We start from the raw sequence: 25,345 nt of genomic DNA, 5'->3' as shown, positions 1-25,345 counted from the left end.
TATGAGGATTAATTCAAAATTTGCAGTTATAAATGCAAAAATTGACAGTTTGTATTCAAAACTCCTCATGAACACAGATTATATAAAACTTGCTCATTGCAATGATGTGCATGAAATTATAGCTTATCTTAAGGAAAATACTGATATAGGCAGTATTTTTGACAGTTATGATACTGTATATGATATAGAACTTAAAATGCAAAGATACAAGATTGAACAGATTAGAAAGTTCGGTTATTATTTTTCAGGGAATTATAAAAGGTTTTTAAATTCATTATTATCTGAATTTGAAATTTCCGATATAAAGAAAATTTTGCGTGTTTTGCAGAGAAATAACGGATTAAATAATTTAAGAAGCTCACTCATAGTATTGGGTGATGATTCAAGATTTAAGATTGACACTGACAGTACAATCCCCACATTTGTAGAAAAGCTTAAAAATACCAAGTATTACAAAGTTTTACAAGCTTATGAGGATGAAGTAAGCGATGTAATACTTTTTTATATGGAAATGAATTTGGATAAGTTCTTTTATACGGAGCTTATAAACAGTACAAAGGATTTTGATAAAACTGATTTAGAATGTAGTAGAAAGCTCTATGGTAGAAAAGTCGATTTATTAAATATAACATGGATTTACAGAGGTCTTAAATACTATAAAATACTTCCCGAGGAGTTGATTAATTTTTGTATTTTAGGCGGTTGTGATTTTTCTTATGAAAATTTAAGGGATCTTTGTTATTGTGAAAATGAAGAGGAATTTGTAAATAGAATATTAAAAACGGAATACAAATTTCTATTTGAAGGTGAAAATACAGAGTTGTATATGGATAGAAGAATAAACAGATATTTATATTACAACGCAAAAAAAGAATTTAGACGAAGTAATTTTGACATTGGAAAATTTTTGGCGTTTATGTTTTTACTTGAGTATGAAATAAAAGATATAGGAGCTGTAATAGAAGCTACAAGATTTGATATTTCATTTGAAGAAACTCTTAAATATTTAGTAAGAAGTTATAAAGGAAGTGAATTGTAATTGGCAGTAGAGAAAATGAAGATGATGGATGTTGTAGGACAACTTTCTGATATGGATAGCATTATTGTCGATGTGCTTAAAACCAAGGCTGTTAATATTGTAAATACTCGACTTGAAATTGACAATAATTTCTTTACTTTCAGCTTGGAAGATGAAAACAATCTTGAAAGAAATATGGAACTTAATTATATTCAGCCTTTTGAAAAAGATTCTTTAAGGGAACTTAATGTAAAAAGAGCGAAAGAGCTTATGAATTTTTTCGGGATTGATTCTATTGATGAAAAGTATGTAAAAGATGTAGATATGAACGCAGATTTTGATTCTTTTTATGATAAACTGAAAACCAAAATTGACAGACTTGAAAAAATAAATGAAGATTTAAAAATTATAAGCGGAATTAAAAATAATTATGAATTGTTTAAAAATGTAAATGTAAATTTGTCCGATCTTGCCAATCTTAAATATTTTAAAGCTCGTTTTGGAATTTTGGATAAGGACGGAAGATTTAGATTAAAGAAAAATTATGGGAACATACTTGCCATGATATTTCATACGGGAACAATAAATGAAAATGAAGTATATCTTGCATTATATCCTCAAGAAGTTTCAAATGAAATTGATAGAATTTTAAAGAGTCTTAATTGGCAAGATGTAAATATACTTGGAAAATATTGCGGAACTGCTCAGGAAATCTTTGAAAAATTAATGAGTGAACATGAAATTCTTGTTGGTGAAAAGAAAGAAATTGAGAACTTCAGAAATAGCTTAATACAAAATGAAGAAGACAGAGTAAAGAGATATATAGCCGGAATGCTTTTAGCTGAAAAAATAGAAGATGTAAAAAAATATATGGCTAAATCAAAGAAATATTTTTATATGTCCGGCTGGATAGGGGTTTCTGATGTTGAAAATATCAAATCGGTTTTTTCTAAATATGACAATATTGATGTTAATTTCAGAGATCCTGAAAAGGGAGAGAGTATACCGACAAAACTGGTAAATGCCAATTTTTTTAAGCCTTTTGAACTGTTACTAAAAATGTATGGAACTCCCGGCTATAATGAGTCGGATCCGACAGTATTTTTTGGAATTACGTATATGATACTTTTTGGAGCAATGTTTGGAGATTTAGGGCAAGGAGCTATATTTTTCCTACTTGGACTTTACATTGGCAAGAGAGGAAATAAGGGATATGGTGCAATTTTAAGCAGACTTGGAGCATCATCTATGATTTTCGGAGTTTTATACGGTTCGGTATTCGGAAATGAGGAATTAATTCCCGCTATGTGGATGAAACCTTTTGAAAGTATAAATGACGTACTTGCAGGAGCCATAGTATTCGGTATCGGATTACTATTTGTATCTTATGTAATAGGTTTTATAAACAGAATTAAAGTTAAAGACTATGAAGATGCTTTTTTCGGCAAAGACGGACTTTGCGGTTTTGCCATATTTTTATTGGCAATTAATTTGGGACTTTCAGCTATTAAAAATATAAGTATAGTTCCTAAAAAGCTTACGCTTATATTAATTGTAGTTGCATTAGTTCTGATGATATTTAAAAGACCGATTACACAACTTCTTAAGGGAGAAAAAATATCTTATGAAGATGGAAATATGAGCGGATATTACATTGAAGGAGTATTTTTATTACTTGAAGCTTTGATGTCGATATTAAGTAATATAATTTCATTTATAAGAGTAGGAGCATTTGCTATAAACCATGTAGGATTGTTTATGGCATTTCAAACTGTCGGTAAAATGATAAATAATTCGGCAGGGAATTTTGTGATTCTTGTAATAGGAAATTTAGTAATAATTGGACTTGAAGGATTGTTGGTGTTTATTCAAAGTTTAAGACTTGAATATTATGAAATGTTTAGCAAGTATTATTTAGGGGATGGCTATGAATTTATAGCCGATAAAATTGAATTAAAGGAGTTTTAAAATGGAAAAGATAATAATTTTAGCAGTACTTTCAGTTGTATCAGTTATGGCATATGGAGCGTATTTGATCTATAAGGGAACACCTGCAAGTGAAAAAGCGGTTAGAAGGCTTATAAAAATCAATTTGTCAATAGTTGTGCCTGTTCTAATATTTTCTATAATAACTTTGGTACCGCAAATGGTAAGTGCAAGAGAAACAGCAACTTCAGGAAATGGATTAGGCTTTTTAGCAGCAGGACTTTCAACAGGACTTGCAGCATTAGGTGCAGGCGTTGCAGTTGCAAATGTAGGTTCATCAGCTATTGGAGCGGTTTCAGAAGATCCTAAGATTTTGGGAAAATCAATGATATTTTTAGGACTTGCAGACGGTATTGCAATCTATGGACTTATTATTTCAATAATGATTTTAGGAAGATTATAATGAAATCTCTTATTATATCAAGAAGCATGGATATTTTGACCTGGCTTAGACTTGCCGGAGTTGAAGGTTTTTTTTGCAGAAATTCAGATGAATTAAAAAGAAATTTTAAAAACTGTAAAGATGATGAAACTTTGGGAATAATAATTTTAACAGAAAGTGATTTTAAAGAAATAGAAGAAGATGTCATAAAGGTAAAATTATCCAAAAAGCTTCCGTTAGTAGTTACAATTCCTGACAAATGCGGTTTAAAAGATAAAGATTTCATTCTTAAATATGTCAAGGAATCGGTTGGTGTAAAAATTAGTTAGAGGTATAATTATGATTTTACTTGAAAATAAAATTGCTATTTTTAATAAAATAGTTTATTTGGAAACACAAAAGAAATGTAACGAAAAACTTTTACGTGTCAGAGAAAAATGCAATCAACTTATTTTGGATAAAGAAAAAGAACTCAGTAAGATGAAGAGTGACCTTATAAAGAAAAAAGAGGATCTTGCAAAACAAAAGAGCTATGAAATGATAGCAAAGGTAAATGAAGACAGGCGGGTTCTTGAACTTCAAAAAGATGAGGAACTTTTAAATAAGCTGATAGATGAACTTGCAATGAAAATGGAAAAATTCACTGAAACAAATGAGTATGTAATATTTGAGGAAAGCAGATTTGAAACTGTAACAGATGATTTCGGTTCAGGAGAATATATTGTTTCAATTTTAGATGAAGACAGAGAAAAACTAATACCTATATTTGAAAAAATAGCAGGCAGAAAGGCTATGAAACTGTCGTTTGAAACACTTCCTAAAAAGTTGATTGGCGGGTTTACTATTTCAGATGAAGGCAGAACATATAATGTAGACTGTTCTTTGAGAGAAAAGGTAGAAGATTCAAAATATGAAATAGGAAAATTGTTACACTTTACACTAAAAAAAGCTGGTGAAAAAAATTGAAAAACGGATTAATAAAGGTAATCAACGGACCGGTTGTAATCGGAAGTAATATGGCGGATTTTAAGATGAGAGAAATGGTTGTCATAGGAGATAAAAAGTTAATCGGCGAAGTTGTAAAGATAGATGGAGATTTAGGTACTATTCAAGTATATGAAGAAACATCAGGACTTAAGAGAGATGAACAGATAATATCAACCGGTTCACCGCTTTCGGTAAAGCTTGGACCCGGAATGATAAAAAATATGTTTGACGGGATTCAAAGACCTCTTACAAAAATAAGAAGTGAATATGGAAATTTTATGCCGGAGGGAATTGGTCTTATATCAATTGATGAAGAGACCCTTTGGGATGTAAAATTGAGTATTAAAGTTGGAGATAGAGTAGAAGAAGGACAAATTTTTGCAACAGTACCTGAAACTGCAATTATTACCCATAGATTGTTAGTTCCGATGGGAGTAAACGGAACGGTAATAGATGTAGTTCCAAACGGAAAATATAATATAGAAAAAGTTGTTGCCAAGATTGAAGATGACAACGGAAAAATTTATGAATTAAAAATGTATCAGGAATGGCCGGTAAGAATTCCGCGTCCCATAAAGGAAAGACTTCCTATAGATAGGCTTTTGGTTTCCGGACAGAGGGTTTTTGATGTGTTTTTTCCGATAGCAAAGGGAGGAACAGCTGCAATCCCCGGCGGTTTTGGTACAGGAAAGACAATGACACAGCATCAAATAGCAAAATATTGTGATGCCGACATAATTGTATATATAGGATGTGGAGAGCGTGGGAATGAGATGACTGAGGTTCTTGAGGATTTTCCGAAGCTTATAGATCCTAATACGGGAAATCCTTTGATGGATAGAACAATACTGATTGCAAATACATCAAATATGCCGGTAGCAGCACGTGAGGCATCTATATATACAGGAGTAACAATAGCTGAATATTTTAGAGATCAGGGATATCACGTTGCTCTTATGGCGGATTCAACATCACGTTGGGCAGAGGCTCTTCGTGAGATTTCGGGACGTCTTGAGGAAATGCCTGCAGAAGAAGGGTATCCTGCATATCTTCCGTCAAGAATAGCTCAGTTTTATGAGAGGGCAGGATATGTTGACACGCTTTCCGGAGATGAGGGTTCAGTAACGCTTATCGGGGCAGTTTCTCCTGTAGGTGGAGATTTCTCCGAGCCGGTAACTGAGAACACAAAGAGGTTTGTAAATGTATTTTTAGCACTTGATAAAGAACTTGCCTATGCAAGGCACTATCCTGCAATAAATTGGATGAATTCATATTCGCAATATGTATCTTTATTAAAAAATTATTATGATATGCATTTAGACGGCGATTTGGATATACTTCGCTCAAAATTTTTAGACTTGCTTCATCAGGAAGCAAAGCTAAATGAAATTGTTATGCTTGTAGGCGAAGATGTGCTTCCTGATAATCAAAGACTTATACTTGAAATATGCCGCGTAGTCAAGGTGGGATTTTTACAACAAAATGCATTTAATAAAATAGATACCTTTGTCCCGCTTACAAAACAATTTGAAATGCTAAAGACAATAGATTTATTGTATGAGTGCGGTAAGGCTGCGGCGGACAATCATCTTCCGATATCCAAAATCAAAGATGATACTCTATATTCAAGAGTTATAAATATGAAATATGATATAGAAAATGATCATCTTGAAAAGTTTGTAGAATTGAATAACAGTATAAGAGACTATTATGCAAATCTTGAAGCGGTATATGAATAGTAGGTGATAGAATGAAAAAGGAATATTTATTATTAGACAAAGTTGACGGATCTTTAATTGAACTTTCAAACCTACACAGAGTATCTTATGATGAAGTAGTTAAGATAAAATCTACAGACGGAAAAGAAGATTTGGTAGGACAGGTTGTAAAAATAGATGGAGATTCTGCAATAATTCAAGTATTTGGAGAAAATTTAGGAGTTTCGACAAAGAATTCAAAGGTCATATTCGAGGCACATCCATTTGAAATACCGCTTTCAAATGAAATTTTAGGACGTGTTTTTGATGGAATCGGTCGTCCTATAGATAAGGGTGGAGATATATATTCAGACGAGTTTTATAATGTGAACGGAAGGCCGATTAATCCTGTTGCAAGACAATATCCAAGAAACTTTATTCAAACGGGAATTTCATCAATAGATGGACTCATGACACTTATAAGAGGACAAAAACTTCCGATATTTTCAGGGTCGGGGCTTCCTCATAATGAGCTTGCAGCTCAAATAGTAAGACAAGCAAAATTATCTTCAAACAGCTCGGATGAAAACTTTGCAATAGTATTTGCGGCGATAGGTGTAAAACACGACGAAGCCGATTATTTTAGAGAAGCTTTTAAAAATGCTGGAGTGTCGGAAAAAGTAGTTATGTATATAAATTATGCGGATGATCCGATTATGGAACGTTTAATTGTTCCTAAATGCGCTCTTACGGCAGCTGAATATCTTGCGTACAAAGAGCATAATCATGTTCTTGTAATAATGACGGATGTAACATCTTATGGTGAGGCTTTAAGAGAAGTATCATCTTCAAGAGAAGAAGTTCCGTCAAGAAAGGGATATCCGGGACACCTTTATTCAGATCTTGCAATGTTATATGAGAGAGCGGGAATGATAAAGGATATTGACGGTTCAGTTACATTGATACCAATATTGACAATGCCTAATGATGATATAACTCATCCCATTCCGGATCTTAGCGGATTTATAACAGAAGGACAAATTGTACTTTCAAGAGATTTGAATCAATCGGGAGTATATCCTCCTGTAAATGTATTACCTTCACTTTCAAGACTTATGAAAGACGGTATAGGAGAAGGATATACAAGAGAAGACCATGCGGATCTGTCATCACAGTTGTTTGCTTCTTACTCTAAAGTTCAAGAAGTAAGAGCTCTTGCACAAATAATAGGAGAAGAAGATTTATCTGAGTTGGATAAATTGTATATAAAATTCGGAAATGAGTTTGAAAACAGATTTTTAACTCAAAAATTCGATGAAAACAGAAATATTGAAGATACATTAAATTTGGGATGGGAACTTTTAAAGATACTTCCTGTAGAAAGTTTAGACAGAATAGACCCTAAACTTAAAGAGAAATATTTGCAAGGTGAGTTAAATGGCAACTAAAACAGTACCTACAAAAGCAAATTTAATGGCAACAAAGTCAGCTCTTGAATTTGCAAGAAAAGGATATGATTTGTTAGATAAAAAGAGAACCGTCCTGATAAAAGAAATGATGGATTTAAATAAGCGTGCCGAAAGTCTTCAAGATAGAATAGAAAAAATTTTTAAACAATCATATAGTGCGCTTGAAGAGGCGACAGTAACAATGGGAACAGAAGCTATATATGAAATTTCAAAATCAATGGCACTTGAAAAACCTTATGAGGTAATTTCAAAATCGGTAATGGGAGTTGAAATTCCAGAAATCAAATATAGACAAGATGGGCTTAGAACGGAGTATTCTTTCCATAAAACTACTACAGCTTTTGATAAGGCATCTCTCGATATGCATAACATAAGATATTTGATATATGAGCTTGCTCAGGTTGAAACAGGAGTTTTCAGGCTTGCACAGGAAATTAAAAAGACACAAAAAAGAGCAAACGCCCTCAATAAAATTCAAATACCAAAATATGAAAGTATAGTAAAGGAAATAGAAAATATATTGTCTGAGAAGGAAAGAGAAGATTTTTTCAGACTTAAAAAAGTTAAAGATAAAAAGAGATAAGATGATCGCTATGAGCATCTTATCTCTTTTTATTAATCTACTTTCCACAACATCATTCTCTCTAAATAATCATCACCTAAAAATTTTTTAAGTTCTTCGTCTGAACTGTCTTCATATTCCGGAGGGACATTTTCTGAAAAATCATCACTATATTCTTCAGATTCATTTTCAATTGGAATTTTAACTTTAGAAATTGTTTTTAAAGGTTGGGAATCTTCAGCTGTGTTTTTATAAACATCTTTTTTTAAATAACATTTGCAATCTTTTGACAACCTTTTCATAAATATATACAATAATTCTAAATCATCTTCAGAAATTTTATAAACTAAATCAATAATATCTTCTCTTTTCAAATTATCACCCATCAATATAATACCATTATATAGCCATTTTTTAAATATATTTATAGAAATTTAAGAAAATTATATTAGGTTTTTAAAATTGAAAAATTAAATTTAAATAACTATGATTTTTAAAAATTTATTTATAATAAAAAATTTTTTATAAAATATGTTGATGAATATTACAAAAAATTAGACAATATGGTATAATAGTATTCCGATAGGAATAAAAATACACCACTATATATGTAAAGATTACCACAAAATATTTAATGGTGTAAAAACATTCCAAAAATCAGGCAAACATTTTTTTAAGTGTCTAAATATCTGATGTAAAGCTGGCACAAATATTGCTAATAAACTATTTGAAGGTGGATGATTTCTTTGGATATTAAGAGAATAAAAATAATGTTTCACATTAATAGACCTCATTTGACATATGATATACTTACAATTTTGAGAAATTATGACATTTCAGTCATATCCATGGAGGTTTATAGTAATGTGATCTACCTGAAAGTACCCTATATTTCCGAAGACATGATAGAGAGCATTCGGAGAGAATGTGAAAAAGTCTATGGCTACGATTATATGGAAGAAATAGATGTAATGTCTTTTGAAGAAAAGGATATTGAACTTAAAGGGGTACTTAACTTAATAGGAGAAGGAGTGATAATGCTAAGTAGTAAGGGTGTAGTTGAATATGGAAATAAAATTGTGTTTAAGCATATTGAAAATCTTGAAGTAGGAAAATATATTTTTGAATTTATTGATGATGTGGATTTAAAAAATTACATAGAAAGAAAAGAAAACAACTTTATGGATAAGAGCATAAGGAATAAGAATATAAATATTTCCAATTACAGGTTCTTGTTAAATGTTGACAGACTTTATTCTGAAGATGGAATTTTTTGTGGATATCTTCTCACTTTAAAGGAAATAAACGGAGATTTTTCATATGACAGTTTATTAACTTTTGAAGATATTATAGGAGAAGATGAAAATTTCAAGAGGATAGTAGATATTGCTAAATTATATGCATATTCAGATGCATCTATTCTTTTAACAGGGGAAAGCGGTACAGGTAAAGAAATGTTTGCTCGTGCAATTCATTCTGAAAGTAACAGAGCCTCTAAGCCTTTTGTAGGCATCAACTGTGCGGCAATTCCGGAAGAACTTTTAGAGTCTGAGTTATTTGGATATGAACCCGGAAGCTTTACGGGAGCAAATAAAACTGGCAAGAGAGGGATTTTTGAAACCGCAAATGGAGGAACGGTTTTCTTAGATGAAATAGGAGAGATGAATTATCATCTCCAAGCAAAATTGTTAAGAGTGCTACAAGAAAAAAAGATACGACCTATAGGTTCTGATAGAGAGATATCTCTTGATGTAAGGATTATTTCTGCAACAAATAGAAATTTGGAAAAGTTAATAGAGGACGGAAATTTTAGAATGGACTTATTTTATCGTTTAAACATATTCAGAATAGAAATACCGCCTCTTAGAAACAGAGTAGAAGATATACCTCTTCTCACACAATATTTTCTAAATGTTTTATCTCATAGATATAGTAAGGGAAATATTCAAATTGATGAATCGGCAAGGCAAAGGCTCAATTCATATAATTGGCCCGGAAATATCAGAGAGATGCAGAATGTGCTTGAAAGAGCAGTTGTGCTATCAAGAGAAGGACCTATCACGGAAGAACACATAACCTTTGACAAAACAGACAGCTTTGATAATTTAATTTTAAATTATGAAGATTTAAATTCAGCCGTAGGAACTTTTGAAAGAGAGTTTATATTAAAAGCGCTTAGGGAAAACAAAACTATAAGAGCTACGGCAAAGGTGTTAAACGTAACTCACACACTTCTCTTAAACAGAATAAAAAAGTATAAAATTCAAGATGATGAATGGAGAGTGTAATATTTAAAATATTTTAGGAGGGAAATGTATGAACGAAAAGAAAAATAAGGCGAATTTTGTGGCACTGATTCCATTTTTAGTTTTTATAATATCTTATTTGGGAATAGGATTAAAGCTTATAGCTGATGGAGATCCAATGGGATTCTACGGATTTAAATCACCGATAGCAGTAATTTTAGGTATAATCTGTGCATTTATACTTATTAAAGGAAATATTAATGAAAAATTTGACATCTTTGTAAGAGGATGTGGAGACGAAAATATCATTATAATGTGTATAATTTATATACTTGCAGGCGCATTCTCTACTGTTTCTAAAGCAATGGGCGGAGTAGATGCAACTGTAAATTTAGGACTTTCAATCATACCACCACAATTTATAACAGTTGGTATCTTTATAATAGCTTGTTTTATATCAATTTCAACAGGAACAAGTGTTGGAACAATAGTAGCACTTGGACCTATTGCAGTAGGATTTGGAGAAAATACATCAATACCTATGGCGCTTATAGTTGCTACACTTGTAAGTGGAGCTATGTTTGGAGATAACCTATCAGTTATTTCTGATACAACAATAGCTGCAACAAGAACACAAGGTGTTGAAATGAAAGATAAGTTCAGAACAAATATTTCTATGGCAGTTCCTGCTATGATAATAACAGTAATTCTTTTAGTTGTATTCGGACAACCTGAAACAGCACCTGTAGCACAAACTTATGAATATGACTTAATAAAGGTACTTCCATATGTATTTGTTTTAGTTACAGCTATAGCAGGTATGAACGTATTTGTTGTACTAACTCTTGGAACAATCCTTTCAGGAGTAATAGGACTTTCATACGGAGCATTCGGATTACTTGAATTTACAAACAATATATATGACGGATTTGTAGGCATGTTCGAAATATTCTTATTATCAATGCTTACAGGAGGTCTTGCAGGACTTGTAACTTATGGTGGAGGACTTGATTGGTTACTTAATAAAATTAAGAGCTTCATTAAGGGAGAAAAGTCAGCAGAAGTTGGTATCGCAGCAATTACTGCATTAACAGATGCGGCAACAGCAAATAATACAGTTGCAATCATCATTGACGGACCTATTGCAAGAAGTATAGCGGAAGAATATAAGGTAGACCCGAGAAGATCAGCATCATTACTTGACTGTTTCGGAGCTATAATGCAAGGATTCATTCCTTACGGAGCTCAACTTTTAATCGCAGCGCAATTTACAGAAGGAAAGCTTAGTCCATTTGACTTAATGCCATTATTATGGTATCAATTTGCACTTGCTTTCTTCGTAATATTATCAATATTTGTTCCATTTGCTAACGGTTATTTAAAGAAAAACCCATGGAACTTTGAAGAATGGAAACCATTATAATATAAAAGTAATATAAGGAGGAAAAATAATGGAAAATATGGAAAACAAAGGATTCTCAACAAGACAAATTCACTCAGGATACGAAAGTAATAAATATGGCGCATTAGCAACTCCTATTTATCAAACTTCAACATTTATCTTTGATTCTGCTGAGCAAGGCGGAAGAAGATTTGCACTTGAAGAAGACGGATACATCTATTCAAGACTTGGAAATCCTACAAATGCAGTAATAGAAAAGAAGTTGGCAGACCTTGAAGGCGCAGAAGCTTGTGTATCAACTTCATCAGGTATGGGAGCAATTTCATCAGTTATGTGGTCAATGTTAAAAGCCGGAGATCACGTTGTTGCAGCTAAAACAATGTATGGATGTACATTTGCCCTATTAAATCATGGATTATCAAAATTTGGAGTAGAAGTAACATTTGTTGACACAAGAGATTTAAACAATATTAAAAATGCAATGAAAGAAAACACAAGACTTGTTTATATCGAAACTCCTGCTAACCCTAATATGTATATTACTGACATTGAAGGTGCAGCAAAAATAGCTCATGAAAAAGAAAATTGTCTATTGGTAGTAGATAATACTTATTGTACACCATATATTCAAAGACCTTTATCACTTGGAGCAGATATAGTAGTTCACTCTGCAACTAAGTACCTAAACGGACATGGAGATGTTATCGCAGGATTTGCAGTTGGAAGAAAAGAATTAATCGATCAAGTTAGATTAGTAGGCGTTAAAGACTGTACTGGAGCAGTTTTAGGACCTTTTGAAGCATTCTTGATAAACAGAGGAATGAAGACTCTATCTGTTAGAATGGAAAGACATTGTTCAAATGCAATGAAAGTTGCAGAATTTTTGGAAGGACATCCTGCAGTAGCAGAAGTTGCATATCCTGGCTTAAAATCATTCCCACAACATGATTTAGCTATGAAACAAATGAGACTTCCTGGAGCTATGATTTCATTTGAAGTTAAGGGCGGAAAAGAAGTAGGAACAAAACTTATGAATGCAGTAAAACTTTGCACATTGGCAGTAAGTCTTGGCGATGCGGAAACACTTATTCAACATCCTGCAAGTATGACTCACTCACCATACACACCTGAAGAAAGAAAAGCTTCCGATATAACTGAAGGTCTTGTAAGAATTTCTGTTGGTCTTGAAGATCCTGAAGATATTATTGCAGACTTAAAACAAGCATTAGACAGCTTATTATAATTAGTAAAATAATATGTGATATAGGTAAGATTTCTTACCTATATCACAAATAACGGAGTTGATGAAAATGAAGGTAGCAGTATTTGCGGGAACAAAAGTAGACACACAAATGGGAGTGGAGCTTTTGGCGGAAAAGAAAATTGAAGCAATGGCATTTCCTATGTCTGAAAGCTGTGAAGAGCAATCCAAGCTACAATATTTTTCTAAGGAAGAGCTTGAAAACCTGTTTATAGAAAAAGCTAAATCGGCAATAGATAAAGGCGCTGATAAACTTTTGATAAATTGCAATTCTCTAAGCTGTGCAATAGACTATAAAAAAATAGAAGAACTGATAAAGCTTGAAATAATAACTCCTCTTGAAACATATAAGAGCCTACCGAAAGGCTGTAATAACATAGCAATCATAGGAGCAAACGGTCTATCAGCTTATACAATAGATAAAATTATAAAAGAATCGGATGAGACTAAGAATACAATATCTGTAGGAAATATGAGTATAGTTCAGATGATAGAAGCAGATTTTACTCCAAAGGAGATAGTTGAAGGATTAAATTTAGACGGTTTTTTAAACTATCTTGAAAATATAAAAATAGGAAAATATAAAGTGGATAGTATAATACTTGGATGCACGCATTTTCCGTACATAAGAGATGAGCTTAAAAAGCGTACTTCACTTATAATTATAGATCCGGCAGAAAAAATGCTGGAAAGGATATGAAATATCTTAAGGGGGAAAAGAATATGAAAAAAATGATGACAATGAATGGTAATACAGCTGCCGCAACAGTAGCTTATGCATTCACTGAAGTAGCACCGATATATCCTATAACACCATCATCGGATATGTCAGAATTAATTGATTCATGGTCAGCTAATGGAAAACAAAATATATTTGGCGAACAAGTACAAGTAACAGAACTTCAATCAGAGGCAGGAGCATCAGGAGCAATGCACGGTGTATTATCAGCCGGAGCACTTGCAACAAGTTTTACATCGTCACAAGGATTGTTACTTATGATACCTAATATGTACAAGATGAGCGGAGAACTTCTTCCGGGCGTAATTCATGTTGCGGCAAGAGCATTATCTACTCATGCGTTGTCAATATTTGGGGATCATCAAGACGTAATGGCTTGTAGACAAACAGGATTTGCTATGATGTCTTCAAGCTCAGTACAAGAAATTCTTGACTTAGGAGCAATAGCTCACTTATCTGCTATAAAGGCAAGAATACCGTTTTTACACTTCTTTGACGGATTTAGAACATCTCATGAATTTCAAAAGGTTGAAGTCGTAGATTATGAAGATTATAAAAAATTGTTAGATACAGAAGCACTTCAAAGTTTCAGAATGAAGAGTATGAATCCTGAAAGACCATATACAAAGGGAACAGCACAAAACCCTGATATATATTTCCAAGCAACAGAATCATCAAACTTAAAATACGAAGGTGTACTACCTATTGTAGAAGACTATATGAAACAACTTGGAGAGCTTACAGGTAGAAAATATAAACCATTTGATTACTATGGAGCGGAAGATGCAGAAAGAATAATAATTGCAATGGGCTCTGTAAATGAGACAATAGAAGAAACTGTTGATTATTTACAAGGCTTAGGCGAAAAAGTCGGTATGATTAAAGTAAGACTTTATAGACCGTTTGCAAAAGAAGCACTTTTAAGAGAAATTCCAAGTACTGTAAAAGCAATAGCAGTTCTTGACAGAACAAAAGAAAAGGGAAGTCCTTTTGAACCGTTACATCTTGATATACTTGGAGCTTATAGCGACAATGAAAATAAACCTGTAATCGTTGGCGGAAGATACGGATTAGGTTCTAAAAATACAACTCCAAGTCAAATTAAGGCAGTGTTTGATAATCTTAAAAAAGAAACACCAAAGGACAGATTTACAATTGGTATCATAGATGATGTAACAAATACAAACCTTGTTATTGAAGAAGAAATAATGACAGAACCGAAAGATACAATTAAATGTAAATTCTGGGGATTCGGTTCAGACGGTACAGTAGGTGCAAATAAGAGTGCGATAAAAATTATAGGTGACGGAACAGATATGTATGCTCAAGCATATTTTGCATACGACTCTAAAAAATCAGGTGGGGTTACAATTTCTCACTTGAGATTTGGAAAAGATCCTATAAAATCAACATATTTAATAACAAAACCTGACTTTATAAGTTGCTCAAAGCAATCTTATGTATATAATTATCATCTTTTAGAAGGACTAAAAGAAGGAGGAACTTTCCTATTAAATACAATTTGGAATAAAGAAGAACTTTCAGAAAAACTTCCTGCAGCAATGAAGAGAGAGCTTTATGATAAGAAAGTAAACTTCTATACAATAAATGCAACTGATATAGCACAAGAAATAGGACTTGGCAGTCGTACAAATATGATAATGCAATCGGCATTTTTCAAATTATCAGAAGTTCTTCCGATAGATGATGCAGTAACAAGACTAAAAGATTCAATTAAAAAGACTTATGGTAAAAAAGGCGATAAGATAGTAAATATGAACTATCAAGCAGTTGAAATGGGATTGGAAGGACTTGTTAAAGTAGAAATTCCTGAAGAGTGGAAAGATGCAACAGAAGAAGAAGTTAAGAGAGATGTTCCAAGATATGTTGCAGAAATTCTTGAACCATTAAATGCACAAAAGGGAGACGAAACACCTGTATCGGCATTTATAGGAGTAGAAGAAGGAATAATGCCGAACGGTACAACAAAGTATGAAAAGAGAGGCGTTGCAGTAAATGTACCACATTGGAATAAAGACAACTGTATCCAATGTAACCAATGTTCATTTGTATGTCCTCATGCTGCAATAAGACCATTCTTGTTAAATACAGAAGAAGTTGCAAATAAACCTGCAGAATTTGAAACATTAGCTGCAAAAGGTAAGGAACTTGCAGGATTAGAATATAGAATTCAAGTATCAGTACTTGACTGTACAGGCTGTGGAAACTGTGCTGATGTATGTCCGGCAAAAGAAAAAGCACTTGTAATGACTCCGCTTGGAGAAGAATTGGAAGAAGCTAAAAATTGGGAATATGCAATGAAAGTAGAACCTAAAGAGGACTTAATGCCTGATAATACAGTAAAAGGTTCACAATTCAAACAACCGCTTCTTGAATTCCACGGAGCATGTGCGGGATGTGGAGAAACACCATATGCAACACTTGTAACACAATTATTCGGAGATAGAATGCTTATAGCCAATGCATCAGGTTGTTCATCAATTTGGGGAGGTTCATTCCCGTCTACAGGATATTGTACAAATAAATTAGGTAGAGGACCTGCATGGGCAAGTTCATTATTTGAAGATAATGCAGAATATGGATATGGTATGGCTCTTGCAGTTAAGAAACTAAGAGGAACAATTAAGCTTCATATGGAAGAATATATGAAGAAAAATCCGAACAGTGAATGTGAAGAAACATTCAAGGATTGGATTGCCAACATGAAAAATCCTGAAAAGACAAAGGCGTTAAAAGATGCAATAGTTAAGTTTACAGAAAATTCTGACGATGAAGATTTAAAAGAAATCTATAAACTTAGAGATTATATAATGAAACAAAGTATCTGGAGCTTTGGAGGAGACGGTTGGGCATACGATATAGGATATGGCGGACTTGATCATGTAATGGCATCAGGTGAAGACTTTAATATACTTGTATTTGATACAGAAGTTTATTCAAATACCGGAGGACAATCATCAAAAGCAACACCAAGAGCAGCAGTTGCAAAATTTGCGGCAGGTGGAAAGAGAGTAAGAAAGAAAGACTTAGGAGCAATGCTTATGACTTATGGCTATGTATATGTAGCACAAGTGGCAATAGGCTCAAATATGAACCAAGTAATAAAAGCATTAAAAGAAGCTGAAAGTTATGACGGACCTGCAATAGTAATTTGCTATGCACCATGTATAAACCACGGATTATTAAGTGGAATGGGCAAGAGTATAGCTCAAGAAAAGAAAGCTGTTGATTGTGGATATTGGCACCTATACAGATACAATCCTGAATTAATAGCAGAAGGTAAGAATCCGTTTATACTTGATTCAAAAGAACCGAAAGAATCATTCCAAGCATTTTTGGAAACAGAAGTTAGATATACTTCATTAAAGAAGACATTCCCACAAATAGCACAAGAGTTATTTGATATGGCGGAAGAAGATTCTAAGTTCAGATATGAAAGATATAAAAAACTTGCAGAAAATTAATCAGCTCCCTAAGATATTGTTAATATAAAAAATGCAAAAAGATACCACAGGTTAATTTTGTGGTATCTTTTTGTATTTAATAATTAAAAAAACATTTAAGAAAAGTAAACGAATAATTTATTTCTCAAATATAAAAAAGGAGCGTTCGCTCCTTTTTATATTACTTGCTTTCGACTACATATTTTTCTATATATTCTTCATATCCCATAGGAACATCTCTATATGTTCCGTCATCAAAAAATTCTATTATTCTGTTTGCGACAGATGATACAAATTGATGGTCAAGAGATGTAAATAGTACATTACCTTTAAAATTAATTAAACCGTTATTTACAGCTTCTATGCTTTCAAGATCAAGATGATTTGTAGGCTGGTCAAATACAAGTACATTTGCAGGTGCGATCATCATCTTTGAAAACATCATTCTGACTCTTTCTCCTCCGGAAAGTACATTTGCTTTTTTTAATGCTTCATCTCCGGAAAATAGCATCTTTCCTAAAAATCCTCTTAAGAATATTTCTGATTGTTCTTCAGAGTATTGTCTCATCCAGTCAATCAAATTCAAATCTATATTTTCAAAATATTCATTGTTGTCTTTTGGAAAATAAGTGTGTGTTATTGTCTGTCCCCACTTATATTCTCCGGTGTAATCATCTGTCTTGGAATTTACTATTTCAAAAAATTTTGTAATTGCAATTTCGTTTCCGATAAATCCAATCTTATCGTCCTTATTAACTCTGAGATTAAAATTATCTATAAGTTTCTTTCCATTATCTTCTACTGTAAGTCCGTTGACATTTAAAATTTCATTTCCAACCTCACGCGACAGATTAAATCCTACAAAAGGATATCTTCTTGATGACGGTTTTATATCATCAAGAGTAATTTTATCAAGAAGTTTCTTTCTACTTGTAGCTTGTTTTGATTTTGATTTGTTTGCAGAAAATCTTTGAATAAATTCTTGTAGTTCTTTAATTTTATCTTCTTTCTTTTTATTTTGGTCTTTTTGCATTTTTAGCGCAAGTTGAGATGATTCATACCAAAAGTCGTAGTTTCCTACAAACATTGTAATTTTTCCAAAATCTATATCGACCATGTGAGTACATACTTCATTTAAAAAATATCTATCGTGGGATACAATTATAACTATTCCCTCAAATGTGGATAGGAATTCTTCAAGCCACAATACGGCTCTAAGGTCAATACCGTTTGTAGGCTCGTCAAGTAAAAGTATGTCAGGATTTCCAAAAAGTGCTTGTGCAAGAAGAACTTTTACCTTATCGGATTCTATTATTTCACTCATGAGTTTTGAGTGCATATCAGTAGAAATTCCAAGACCTTGTAAAATTGTAGATGCTTCAGATTCAGCTTCATATCCGCCAAGTTCGGCAAATTCAGCTTCAAGTTCCGCCGCTCTCATTCCATCTTCATCAGAAAAGTCGGGCTTCATATAGATTGCATCTTTTTCCTTTCCGATATCATATAATTTTTTATTTCCCATAATTACGGTATCAAGTACCACCTCATTTTCAAAGGCATAGTGGTCTTGGTTGAGCTTACTCATTCTTGAGTTTTTATCTATTGCAACATTACCGCTTGTCGGATCTTTTTCGCCTGAAAGTATTTTTAAAAATGTACTTTTTCCTGCTCCATTAGCTCCGATTATTCCATAACAATTTCCCGGATTAAAAATTAAATTTACATCATCAAAAAGTTTTTTATCGGGAAATAATACACTTAAATTATTTACACTTATCATTATTTCACACTCCAATTGCACTCAATTATAGCATAGATTAATAGATTTTTGTAGATTAACCGTATTTAAATAGAAAAATCACTAATAAATACCATAATTCACTTTTTTATTATTTTCGTCATTGTTTTTTCAACTTTTTGTTACAAATCACACACTTTAATATGATATAATAATATAAAATTTAAAGGGAGTGATGTTATGAAAAAATTTATTGCAATATTACTTGCAGCTGTTTTACTTATTCCTGGTATAAATAGTTTTGCAAATGTGGCTTCTGTTCAAAAACCTAATGAAAAAGAAGTTATAAGATTAAAAAAGATGTTTGGAATAACAAATGATTATAAAAATTTTTCGTTTTCAACTTCCGAATCTGAAGAAGATATAGAACCTTATAAATCCAAGGCGTTTAAAACATTGAGTTATTTTTGGTATAGTGATGACAAAAGTGTAAATATTAGGACAGACAAGGATGGAAATATAATAGATTATTATAAATATGATGACACAAAAAAAGGTGATTCAAAATTTATAGAGAAAAAAGAAGTTGAGTTACTTGCAGAAACTTTTTTGAAAAATTTAGGAAATGATATTTCAAAATCTTATAAATTAAAAAATTCTAAAATATATTTAAAATCCGGACATGCTGAATTAGACTACACAAGATTTGTAAACAAAACCGAAGTTTTGAATGATACTATTAATATACAAATAGACTTGAAAACAAGAGAGGTCAACTCATATTCAAGAACATATTCAAGTGAAACATTTAAAGATAATTCTTTTCCTAAAAAAGAAAAGATAATTTCAAAAGAAGATTCTATAAAGTTGCAAGAAGATAATAATCCTGTAAAACTATTTTATATAGTATATAAAGATGAAAATGTTGAGAAATCCGAGATGGTATATGGTCAGCTCAAGCCTTTTAAACCTGTTGACGCTATAAAAGCTTCTTTTGTTACGGATAATATTTATCATTTAGGAAATAATGTATTTGATTCCGTTGCAGCTGCAGAAGAAAAAACTAAAGGAGAAGCTCAGGGGCTTTCTGATGTGGAAATTTCCGAATTTGAAAAAATTAAAGGGATAAAGGATTTTTCTGAAGTAGAAAAAATTATAAAGGCGAATTTCAACATAAAAGGATATAAACAATCTCTAAAACGTCTCAGCAAAAGCGATGAACGATATATATATTCAGTTGAATATTCAAAGGATGGGAAAAAGTATATTCAATTTGCATTTGATGCAAAGGAATTAGTACTTATGAATTATTATTATAGCGATAGTTCGTGGAAAGGAAATAAGAAATTAGATGAAACTGTTGCTATAAAACTTGCAACGGATTTTGCAAATAAATTTAATACAAAGAAAAATATAGATTTTAAAAATCCGATAATAAGTGATAGTGACGGAGAAACTAAAGTCAATTTCTTAAGAATTGAAAATTCTATTCCTGTTTATAGAAATGGGATTCAAATTGTAATAAATAATTCTTCAAGAGAAATAAGTTCGTATAATTTTAAATTTGACGATTGTAAGTTTGAAAAATCTACTCCTAAAATAAATTTAGAAGAAGCAAAAAAAATCTTCTTTGACAGTTTTGAGTATAATTTATATTATGTTTATGTAGGAGCGGTTCCAAAACTTATGTATATGTTTGACAATTATAATACACCTATTGTAAGAGCATCTGACGGCAAAATTGTAAATACTGACGGAACAGTAATTGAATCTGAAAAATTTGAGTATGAAAATATCAATTCGTCCAAATACGCTGAAGAGATAAACTATTTAACATCAATGGACATAGGAATACCCGGTATAAAAGATTTAAAATCGCAGATAACTGTTGAAGATTTTATGCTTCTGCTCAATTTAATATCAGGGCGTGGAGACTATTTTGATGAAATAAGCAAATCAAGTTTGAGCTTCTTTGAAGGTGCTGACCAGGATATGCTTGATAAAAAAATACAGACCAAGTATGCGGTAAGATGGATTTTAAATAACGAGGGATATAGAGATTTGACAAAATTAAAAGATGTATTTGATAAAAAAATATTTAAGGATTCCGCTTCAATACCGAGTGAATTTAAAGCCTATTACTATTTAGGATATGCTCTATCAATATATGATTTTGACGAAGCGATGCCAAATTCATATATTACGGCTGAAGAGGCGCTTCACTTAGCTTATAATATTGTGAAATAAAAAGATGTGCATCATGATGCACATCTTTTTATTTTTTATTGTATTTTTTTAGATTCATTATCTTGAAAAAAATATGATTTTAGTATATCCTTTAATTAACTATGGAGGTTTTAAATGCAAAATAAAAACATTGATAATAAAGATTTTATTGATATAAAAAATTTTAAAAATACACGTTCCACTCTTACTCGTGATGAAATGAGGAAAAAAAGAAAAATTCAAGCGCGAAGAAGACAAATGAAGCGAAGAAGAATACTTTTTTTTGTATTGATCGGACTTTTTGTACTTATAATAATAAAAATTGTCAGCTCTATTTTCACATCTAAGCCTGAAAAGGAAATTAACACTTCAAATTTAGGTTCATGGTATATAGCTGAAATTATGAGAGAAAAATCAGGTAAATTCGATAATTCAAAAGCTATTCCGAAGAATGAGCAAGAAATGTTTTTAGAGGCATACAATAAGGCGACAGGGGTAGAAAAAAGACTTATGCCGGGAACAAATCATTTAATATCTGCAGATGAATATGCTTATGATACAAAAGAAATTCGTTCATACATCAGAGGAGAAAAGGAATATGGAGGAAATGACAAATTAGTATTTTTGACATTTGATGACGGACCTAATAATACAATTACTCCTCAGGTTTTAGACATACTTGAAAAAAATAATGTTCATGGGACGTTTTTTGTCGTGGGAAAAGCTATTTACGAAGATCATTATGATACTTTAAAGAGAATTGTAATGGATGGAAATTCAATAGGACTTCACTCTTTTTCACATGACTATGATATTTTGTACCCTGAAAAAAATGCAGATACAAATAAAATTCTCGAAGAAGCAAGACTTACACTTGGAAGAGTTCAAAAAGTATTTGGAGAAAACTTTAAGGTAACTCCTTGGAGATATCCGGGCGGACATATGTCGTGGCAGGGAATAACTCCGGCGGATCAGGCTCTTGAAAAAATGGGTATGGAATGGATTGACTGGAATTCACTATCCGGAGATGCGGAACAAAAGAAAGTTCGTCCTACAACCGTTGAAGGAGAAGTAAACTATATAGCAAAATCTCTACATCAAAATATTCATTCCAATGTAGCGGTAGTTTTAATGCATGATGCGACAAATAAACAGCTTACTGTAGACAGTTTGCAGAGTATAATAAATTATTTTAAGGAAAACAATTATAAATTCTGTATATTAAAATAAAAGATGCTTTAAAGCATCTTTTTTATTTTTAAAAATCAAAATACTTTGTTTAAAATAAAAATTTAGTGGTATAAGTATACAGAATGAGTAAATTTTAATTTGCAAGATTGACATGTGAATAATCACAGTCTTATCATAAAATCTAATATTAAGGAGGAAATTATGAGTTATTGCGATAGACCGGTAGCTAAAGTTCAAAACACTGAAGCTAAAGAAGAAATTTTAATTAATCAAGAAAATATTAAGGAGGAAAAAAATATGATTTTAGTAGGAAAACAAGCACCGTCATTTACAGCTCCTGCATATCACAAGGGAGAATTTAAGGAAATAAATTTAGAAGATTACAGAGGACAATGGGTAATGTTATGCTTTTACCCGGGAGACTTTACATTTGTATGTGGAACAGAAGTTTCTACAGTGGCTGCTAAAAATAAGGAATTTGAAGATTTAGGAGTACAAGTTATTTCCGTATCTGTAGACAGTCAATTTGTTCACAAAATTTGGAACGACAATGAACTTTCAAAAATTGCCGGAATGGATATTCCATTTCCAATGATTGCAGATTCATCAGGAGCAATAGGGGAACTATACGGAGTATATGATAGTGAAGCAGGTGTTGATGTTCGTGGAAGATTTATAATCGACCCTGAAGGAATAATTCAAGGAATGGAAATTCTTACTCCTCCTGTGGGAAGAAATGTTGAAGAAGCTATAAGACAAATTAAAGCTTACCAATATGTAAGAGAAGCTAAAGGAACAGAAGTTACTCCAGCAGGATGGCAACCGGGCGCAAAGACTCTTAAGCCGGGTCCTGAATTAGTTGGAAATGTTTGGAAAACTTGGACAGTTGATGAATTAGGTAAATAAAAATAAAATAAAACACATTTATATGTCAATTTGTATTTTGGCATATAAATGTGTTTTTTATATTAAAGTTCAATTTTATGATAAAGTTGTCCTTATAATTATAAGGACAACTGTTTAGAAGCGTATAAACTGAGTTATAAATATTACCACTATAGCTATTGGACTTATATATTTTAAACTTAAGATCATCCATGTTTTTATAAAAGGTGACTTTATATTTGCCGCATTTATCGTATTGTCAATTCCCCAAACATATCCGCAAAATATCGCTATTATAAAACATCCTATTACTAATATAAAATTACTTTCTATCTTATCGAAGAAGTTGAATATTGAATTGTAATTTATTGATAAATAAGATATAACAAGAATTATTACAACCGCTATTAGAATAGCTTTTATTCTTGAAATATCAAATTTTTCTATAAATAATCCGACAACCGCTTCTAAAACCCCTACACTTGATGTAAATGCAGCTATATAAAATCCAAAGTAGAATAATATGCTGAGAAATCTTCCGCCGGGAATTAAATTAAACGCATTAGGAAGAGTTAAAAATGTAAGAGCAACACCTTGCTCAGGTTTTAATCCCGTTGCAAAAACTATTGGAAGTATCATAAGTCCTGCTGCAAGTCCCGCAAAAATAAGTGATATACATACAACAGAAGCACTTTTAAAAATATTTTCATTTTTATCTTTGATATAGCTTCCAAATACCATAGAACCGAGCATTGCAAGACCAAGTGCAAAAAATGCCTGTCCTAAACAGGATATTACGGAATTTAAAGTGAACTTTGAAGGATCGGGTTTAAATAAAAATAAAAGTCCTTCTCTGGCACCTTCAAGATTTAATGCACGTACGATAATTATTGTCATAATTCCAAATAACAACGGTAGGAGTATTTTTGAAATCCTCTCTATTCCATTCTGAACTCCAAACGTTATAACTAAGATATTCAAAAATAGATTTACGACGAAAAATAAGAAAACCATATTCTTATTATCACTGAATCCCTCAAAAAACTTTACAACTTGTTCAGGACTTAGCCCTGTAAAAGAACCTTGAATGCTTGCAAATACATATTTTACTATCCATGCATATATTGGAGAGGTATATCCCAAAATTAACAGAGCTGCTGTCAAGTGAAGATAACCTGCCAAATACCATTTTCTTTTTGGTGCAAGCTCCTGATATGCGGCTATTGCTGTTTTTTGCGTTGCATATCCTATTGTAATCTCGGCAGTCATAAGAGGAATTCCGATAATTAGTATGATTGCAATATACATAAAAATAAAAATGGCCCCTCCATTTTCACCGACTATATACGGAAATCTCCATAGACTTCCAATACCGAGAGCAAGACCGATAGCAACTAATATAAAACCTATAATCGAACTGAAACCTTCATTTTTCTTTGCCATATTTTCCTCCTTTTGTATTATTATATAAAAAATATGGTATTTTACAAGAGTTTATATGTATGTAGTACTAAGAATTTTATAGCAATTTTGAGAAAAAATTTATACAATTACATTGATTTTATATTGCTTTAATCATATAAAATCGGGTATCATATAAATATAATAAAGGGGGTTATATTATGAAAATTTTAGTTCCAATAGACGGTTCAAAAATATCGCGTAAATCAGTTGTTGCAGCTAGAGATATAGGCAAGAAGTTTGGGGCGAAATTAATTATACTTACAGTTATTCCTGAGACAAGTATATTTGAACAATATCCTACAAATTTTCCATATACTTTGGAAATTGATAAGGCTAATACAGAAAGAGCTGAGTTTGTATTATCAGATGTTGAAAAAGAGCTTTCTGACTACCCCTATGAGGTTGAAACTTTTTATACAAGCGGTAATCCATCGGGACAAATTTGTAAATTTGCAGAGGAACGTGATATAGATTTAATTGTAATGGGGAATAGAGGACTTGGAGCTTTTTCAAGAACACTGCTCGGTTCCGTTTCAAATAAGGTAATCAATCAGTCTAAGGTTTCAGTCTTAGTTGTTAAAAATGAACTTGAGTTAGATAAATAAGTTTGTAGAGGAGTTTTATTACT

At 32.0% G+C, this 25,345-nt stretch carries 20 protein-coding genes; 17 read left to right on the top strand and 3 right to left on the bottom strand.

What is annotated here, in order from left to right; genetic code table 11:
- The first annotated feature begins 1 nt into the window (after position 1).
- From M915_RS06010 to M915_RS05975, 8 genes are read left to right on the top strand one after another with little or no spacing between them, the layout of a single operon-like run.
- Positions 2 to 1,039: a V-type ATPase subunit gene (locus M915_RS06010; protein ID WP_036730364.1), complete on the top strand. Its 1,038-nt coding sequence runs from the start codon at positions 2 to 4 to the stop codon at positions 1,037 to 1,039.
- Positions 1,040 to 2,986 (top strand): V-type ATP synthase subunit I, encoded by a 1,947-nt coding sequence (locus M915_RS06005; RefSeq protein WP_036730362.1) that lies wholly within the window; start codon positions 1,040 to 1,042, stop codon positions 2,984 to 2,986.
- Position 2,987: 1 nt separating this feature from the next.
- Entirely contained in the window at positions 2,988 to 3,407 is a 420-nt protein-coding gene (locus M915_RS06000; RefSeq protein WP_009221553.1) for an ATP synthase subunit C, read from the top strand.
- Positions 3,407 to 3,715 (top strand): V-type ATP synthase subunit F, encoded by a 309-nt coding sequence (locus M915_RS05995; RefSeq protein ID WP_036730360.1) that lies wholly within the window; start codon positions 3,407 to 3,409, stop codon positions 3,713 to 3,715. Before M915_RS06000 ends, M915_RS05995 begins: the two co-directional genes overlap by 1 nt.
- 10 nt (positions 3,716 to 3,725) lie before the next feature.
- The gene (locus M915_RS05990; protein WP_036730358.1) at positions 3,726 to 4,352 is read left to right on the top strand and encodes a hypothetical protein; all 627 of its coding nucleotides are present in this window, start codon (positions 3,726 to 3,728) and stop codon (positions 4,350 to 4,352) included.
- The gene (locus M915_RS05985; RefSeq protein WP_009221550.1) at positions 4,349 to 6,112 is read left to right on the top strand and encodes a V-type ATP synthase subunit A; all 1,764 of its coding nucleotides are present in this window, start codon (positions 4,349 to 4,351) and stop codon (positions 6,110 to 6,112) included. The genes M915_RS05990 and M915_RS05985 overlap by 4 nt, the downstream gene beginning before the upstream one ends.
- An 11-nt stretch (positions 6,113 to 6,123) precedes the next feature.
- Complete coding sequence (locus tag M915_RS05980) at positions 6,124 to 7,518, top strand: V-type ATP synthase subunit B (RefSeq protein ID WP_036730356.1); 1,395 nt, start codon at positions 6,124 to 6,126, stop codon at positions 7,516 to 7,518.
- The gene (locus M915_RS05975; RefSeq protein ID WP_036730354.1) at positions 7,508 to 8,122 is read left to right on the top strand and encodes a V-type ATP synthase subunit D; all 615 of its coding nucleotides are present in this window, start codon (positions 7,508 to 7,510) and stop codon (positions 8,120 to 8,122) included. The genes M915_RS05980 and M915_RS05975 overlap by 11 nt, the downstream gene beginning before the upstream one ends.
- A 32-nt stretch (positions 8,123 to 8,154) precedes the next feature.
- On the opposite strand, the gene M915_RS05970 is transcribed toward M915_RS05975, so the two are convergent.
- On the bottom strand, positions 8,155 to 8,475 hold the full coding sequence (locus M915_RS05970) for a hypothetical protein (protein WP_036730352.1): 321 nt from the start codon (positions 8,473 to 8,475) through the stop codon (positions 8,155 to 8,157).
- A gap of 363 nt (positions 8,476 to 8,838) precedes the next feature.
- On the opposite strand from M915_RS05970, the gene M915_RS05965 reads away from it, so the two are divergent.
- The 5 genes from M915_RS05965 (at position 8,839) to nifJ (ending at position 17,234) form a co-directional block, all read left to right on the top strand.
- Positions 8,839 to 10,389, top strand: coding sequence for a sigma-54 interaction domain-containing protein (locus tag M915_RS05965; protein WP_200860591.1), 1,551 nt, complete (start codon positions 8,839 to 8,841; stop codon positions 10,387 to 10,389).
- A gap of 28 nt (positions 10,390 to 10,417) precedes the next feature.
- Positions 10,418 to 11,770: a Na+/H+ antiporter NhaC family protein gene (locus M915_RS05960; RefSeq protein ID WP_009221545.1), complete on the top strand. Its 1,353-nt coding sequence runs from the start codon at positions 10,418 to 10,420 to the stop codon at positions 11,768 to 11,770.
- 28 nt (positions 11,771 to 11,798) lie between these two features.
- Positions 11,799 to 12,992, top strand: coding sequence for a methionine gamma-lyase (gene megL, locus M915_RS05955; RefSeq protein WP_009221544.1), 1,194 nt, complete (start codon positions 11,799 to 11,801; stop codon positions 12,990 to 12,992).
- A gap of 67 nt (positions 12,993 to 13,059) precedes the next feature.
- Positions 13,060 to 13,710 (top strand): aspartate/glutamate racemase family protein, encoded by a 651-nt coding sequence (locus tag M915_RS05950; RefSeq protein ID WP_036730348.1) that lies wholly within the window; start codon positions 13,060 to 13,062, stop codon positions 13,708 to 13,710.
- A gap of 23 nt (positions 13,711 to 13,733) precedes the next feature.
- Positions 13,734 to 17,234 carry a pyruvate:ferredoxin (flavodoxin) oxidoreductase gene (gene nifJ / locus M915_RS05945; protein WP_036730347.1) on the top strand — a complete coding sequence of 1,167 codons (3,501 nt, stop codon included), beginning with the start codon at positions 13,734 to 13,736 and terminating at the stop codon, positions 17,232 to 17,234.
- A 160-nt stretch (positions 17,235 to 17,394) separates the two neighbouring features.
- Here nifJ and M915_RS05940 read toward each other — a convergent pair whose 3' ends face one another.
- Positions 17,395 to 18,993 (bottom strand): ABC-F family ATP-binding cassette domain-containing protein, encoded by a 1,599-nt coding sequence (locus M915_RS05940; RefSeq protein WP_036730346.1) that lies wholly within the window; start codon positions 18,991 to 18,993, stop codon positions 17,395 to 17,397.
- A 198-nt stretch (positions 18,994 to 19,191) separates the two neighbouring features.
- On the opposite strand from M915_RS05940, the gene M915_RS05935 reads away from it, so the two are divergent.
- From M915_RS05935 to prxU, 3 genes are all read left to right on the top strand, one after another.
- A complete protein-coding gene (locus M915_RS05935) occupies positions 19,192 to 21,198 on the top strand; it encodes a YcdB/YcdC domain-containing protein (RefSeq protein ID WP_036730345.1) in 2,007 nt (668 codons plus the stop codon).
- Positions 21,199 to 21,312: 114 nt separating this feature from the next.
- The gene (locus M915_RS05930) at positions 21,313 to 22,407 is read left to right on the top strand and encodes a polysaccharide deacetylase family protein (protein WP_051259809.1); all 1,095 of its coding nucleotides are present in this window, start codon (positions 21,313 to 21,315) and stop codon (positions 22,405 to 22,407) included.
- Between the two features lie 147 nt (positions 22,408 to 22,554).
- Entirely contained in the window at positions 22,555 to 23,274 is a 720-nt protein-coding gene (gene prxU, locus M915_RS05925) for a thioredoxin-dependent peroxiredoxin (RefSeq protein WP_407636004.1), read from the top strand.
- Positions 23,275 to 23,388: 114 nt separating this feature from the next.
- Here prxU and M915_RS05920 read toward each other — a convergent pair whose 3' ends face one another.
- Entirely contained in the window at positions 23,389 to 24,696 is a 1,308-nt protein-coding gene (locus tag M915_RS05920) for a sodium-dependent transporter (protein ID WP_036730344.1), read from the bottom strand.
- Positions 24,697 to 24,875: 179 nt separating this feature from the next.
- On the opposite strand from M915_RS05920, the gene M915_RS05915 reads away from it, so the two are divergent.
- Positions 24,876 to 25,322 carry a universal stress protein gene (locus M915_RS05915; RefSeq protein WP_009221536.1) on the top strand — a complete coding sequence of 149 codons (447 nt, stop codon included), beginning with the start codon at positions 24,876 to 24,878 and terminating at the stop codon, positions 25,320 to 25,322.
- Positions 25,323 to 25,345 lie beyond the last annotated feature (23 nt).

This window comes from Peptoniphilus mikwangii (genome assembly GCF_000468535.1).
Taxonomy (GTDB): domain Bacteria; phylum Bacillota; class Clostridia; order Tissierellales; family Peptoniphilaceae; genus Anaerosphaera; species Anaerosphaera mikwangii.
This window is presented reverse-complemented; position numbering and strand designations above follow the sequence as displayed.

Coding starts and splice junctions, on each gene's coding strand:
- M915_RS05915 (WP_009221536.1), top strand. CDS start 24,876: ATGAAAATTTTAGTTCCAATAGACGGTTCAAAAATATCGCGTAAATCA.
- megL (WP_009221544.1), top strand. CDS start 11,799: ATGGAAAATATGGAAAACAAAGGATTCTCAACAAGACAAATTCACTCA.
- M915_RS05980 (WP_036730356.1), top strand. CDS start 6,124: ATGAAAAAGGAATATTTATTATTAGACAAAGTTGACGGATCTTTAATT.
- M915_RS06000 (WP_009221553.1), top strand. CDS start 2,988: ATGGAAAAGATAATAATTTTAGCAGTACTTTCAGTTGTATCAGTTATG.
- nifJ (WP_036730347.1), top strand. CDS start 13,734: ATGAAAAAAATGATGACAATGAATGGTAATACAGCTGCCGCAACAGTA.
- M915_RS05960 (WP_009221545.1), top strand. CDS start 10,418: ATGAACGAAAAGAAAAATAAGGCGAATTTTGTGGCACTGATTCCATTT.
- M915_RS05920 (WP_036730344.1), bottom strand. CDS start 24,696: ATGGCAAAGAAAAATGAAGGTTTCAGTTCGATTATAGGTTTTATATTA.
- M915_RS05975 (WP_036730354.1), top strand. CDS start 7,508: ATGGCAACTAAAACAGTACCTACAAAAGCAAATTTAATGGCAACAAAG.
- M915_RS05935 (WP_036730345.1), top strand. CDS start 19,192: ATGAAAAAATTTATTGCAATATTACTTGCAGCTGTTTTACTTATTCCT.
- M915_RS05990 (WP_036730358.1), top strand. CDS start 3,726: ATGATTTTACTTGAAAATAAAATTGCTATTTTTAATAAAATAGTTTAT.
- M915_RS05930 (WP_051259809.1), top strand. CDS start 21,313: ATGCAAAATAAAAACATTGATAATAAAGATTTTATTGATATAAAAAAT.
- M915_RS05995 (WP_036730360.1), top strand. CDS start 3,407: ATGAAATCTCTTATTATATCAAGAAGCATGGATATTTTGACCTGGCTT.
- M915_RS05950 (WP_036730348.1), top strand. CDS start 13,060: ATGAAGGTAGCAGTATTTGCGGGAACAAAAGTAGACACACAAATGGGA.
- M915_RS05940 (WP_036730346.1), bottom strand. CDS start 18,993: ATGATAAGTGTAAATAATTTAAGTGTATTATTTCCCGATAAAAAACTT.
- M915_RS05965 (WP_200860591.1), top strand. CDS start 8,839: ATGATTTCTTTGGATATTAAGAGAATAAAAATAATGTTTCACATTAAT.
- M915_RS06010 (WP_036730364.1), top strand. CDS start 2: ATGAGGATTAATTCAAAATTTGCAGTTATAAATGCAAAAATTGACAGT.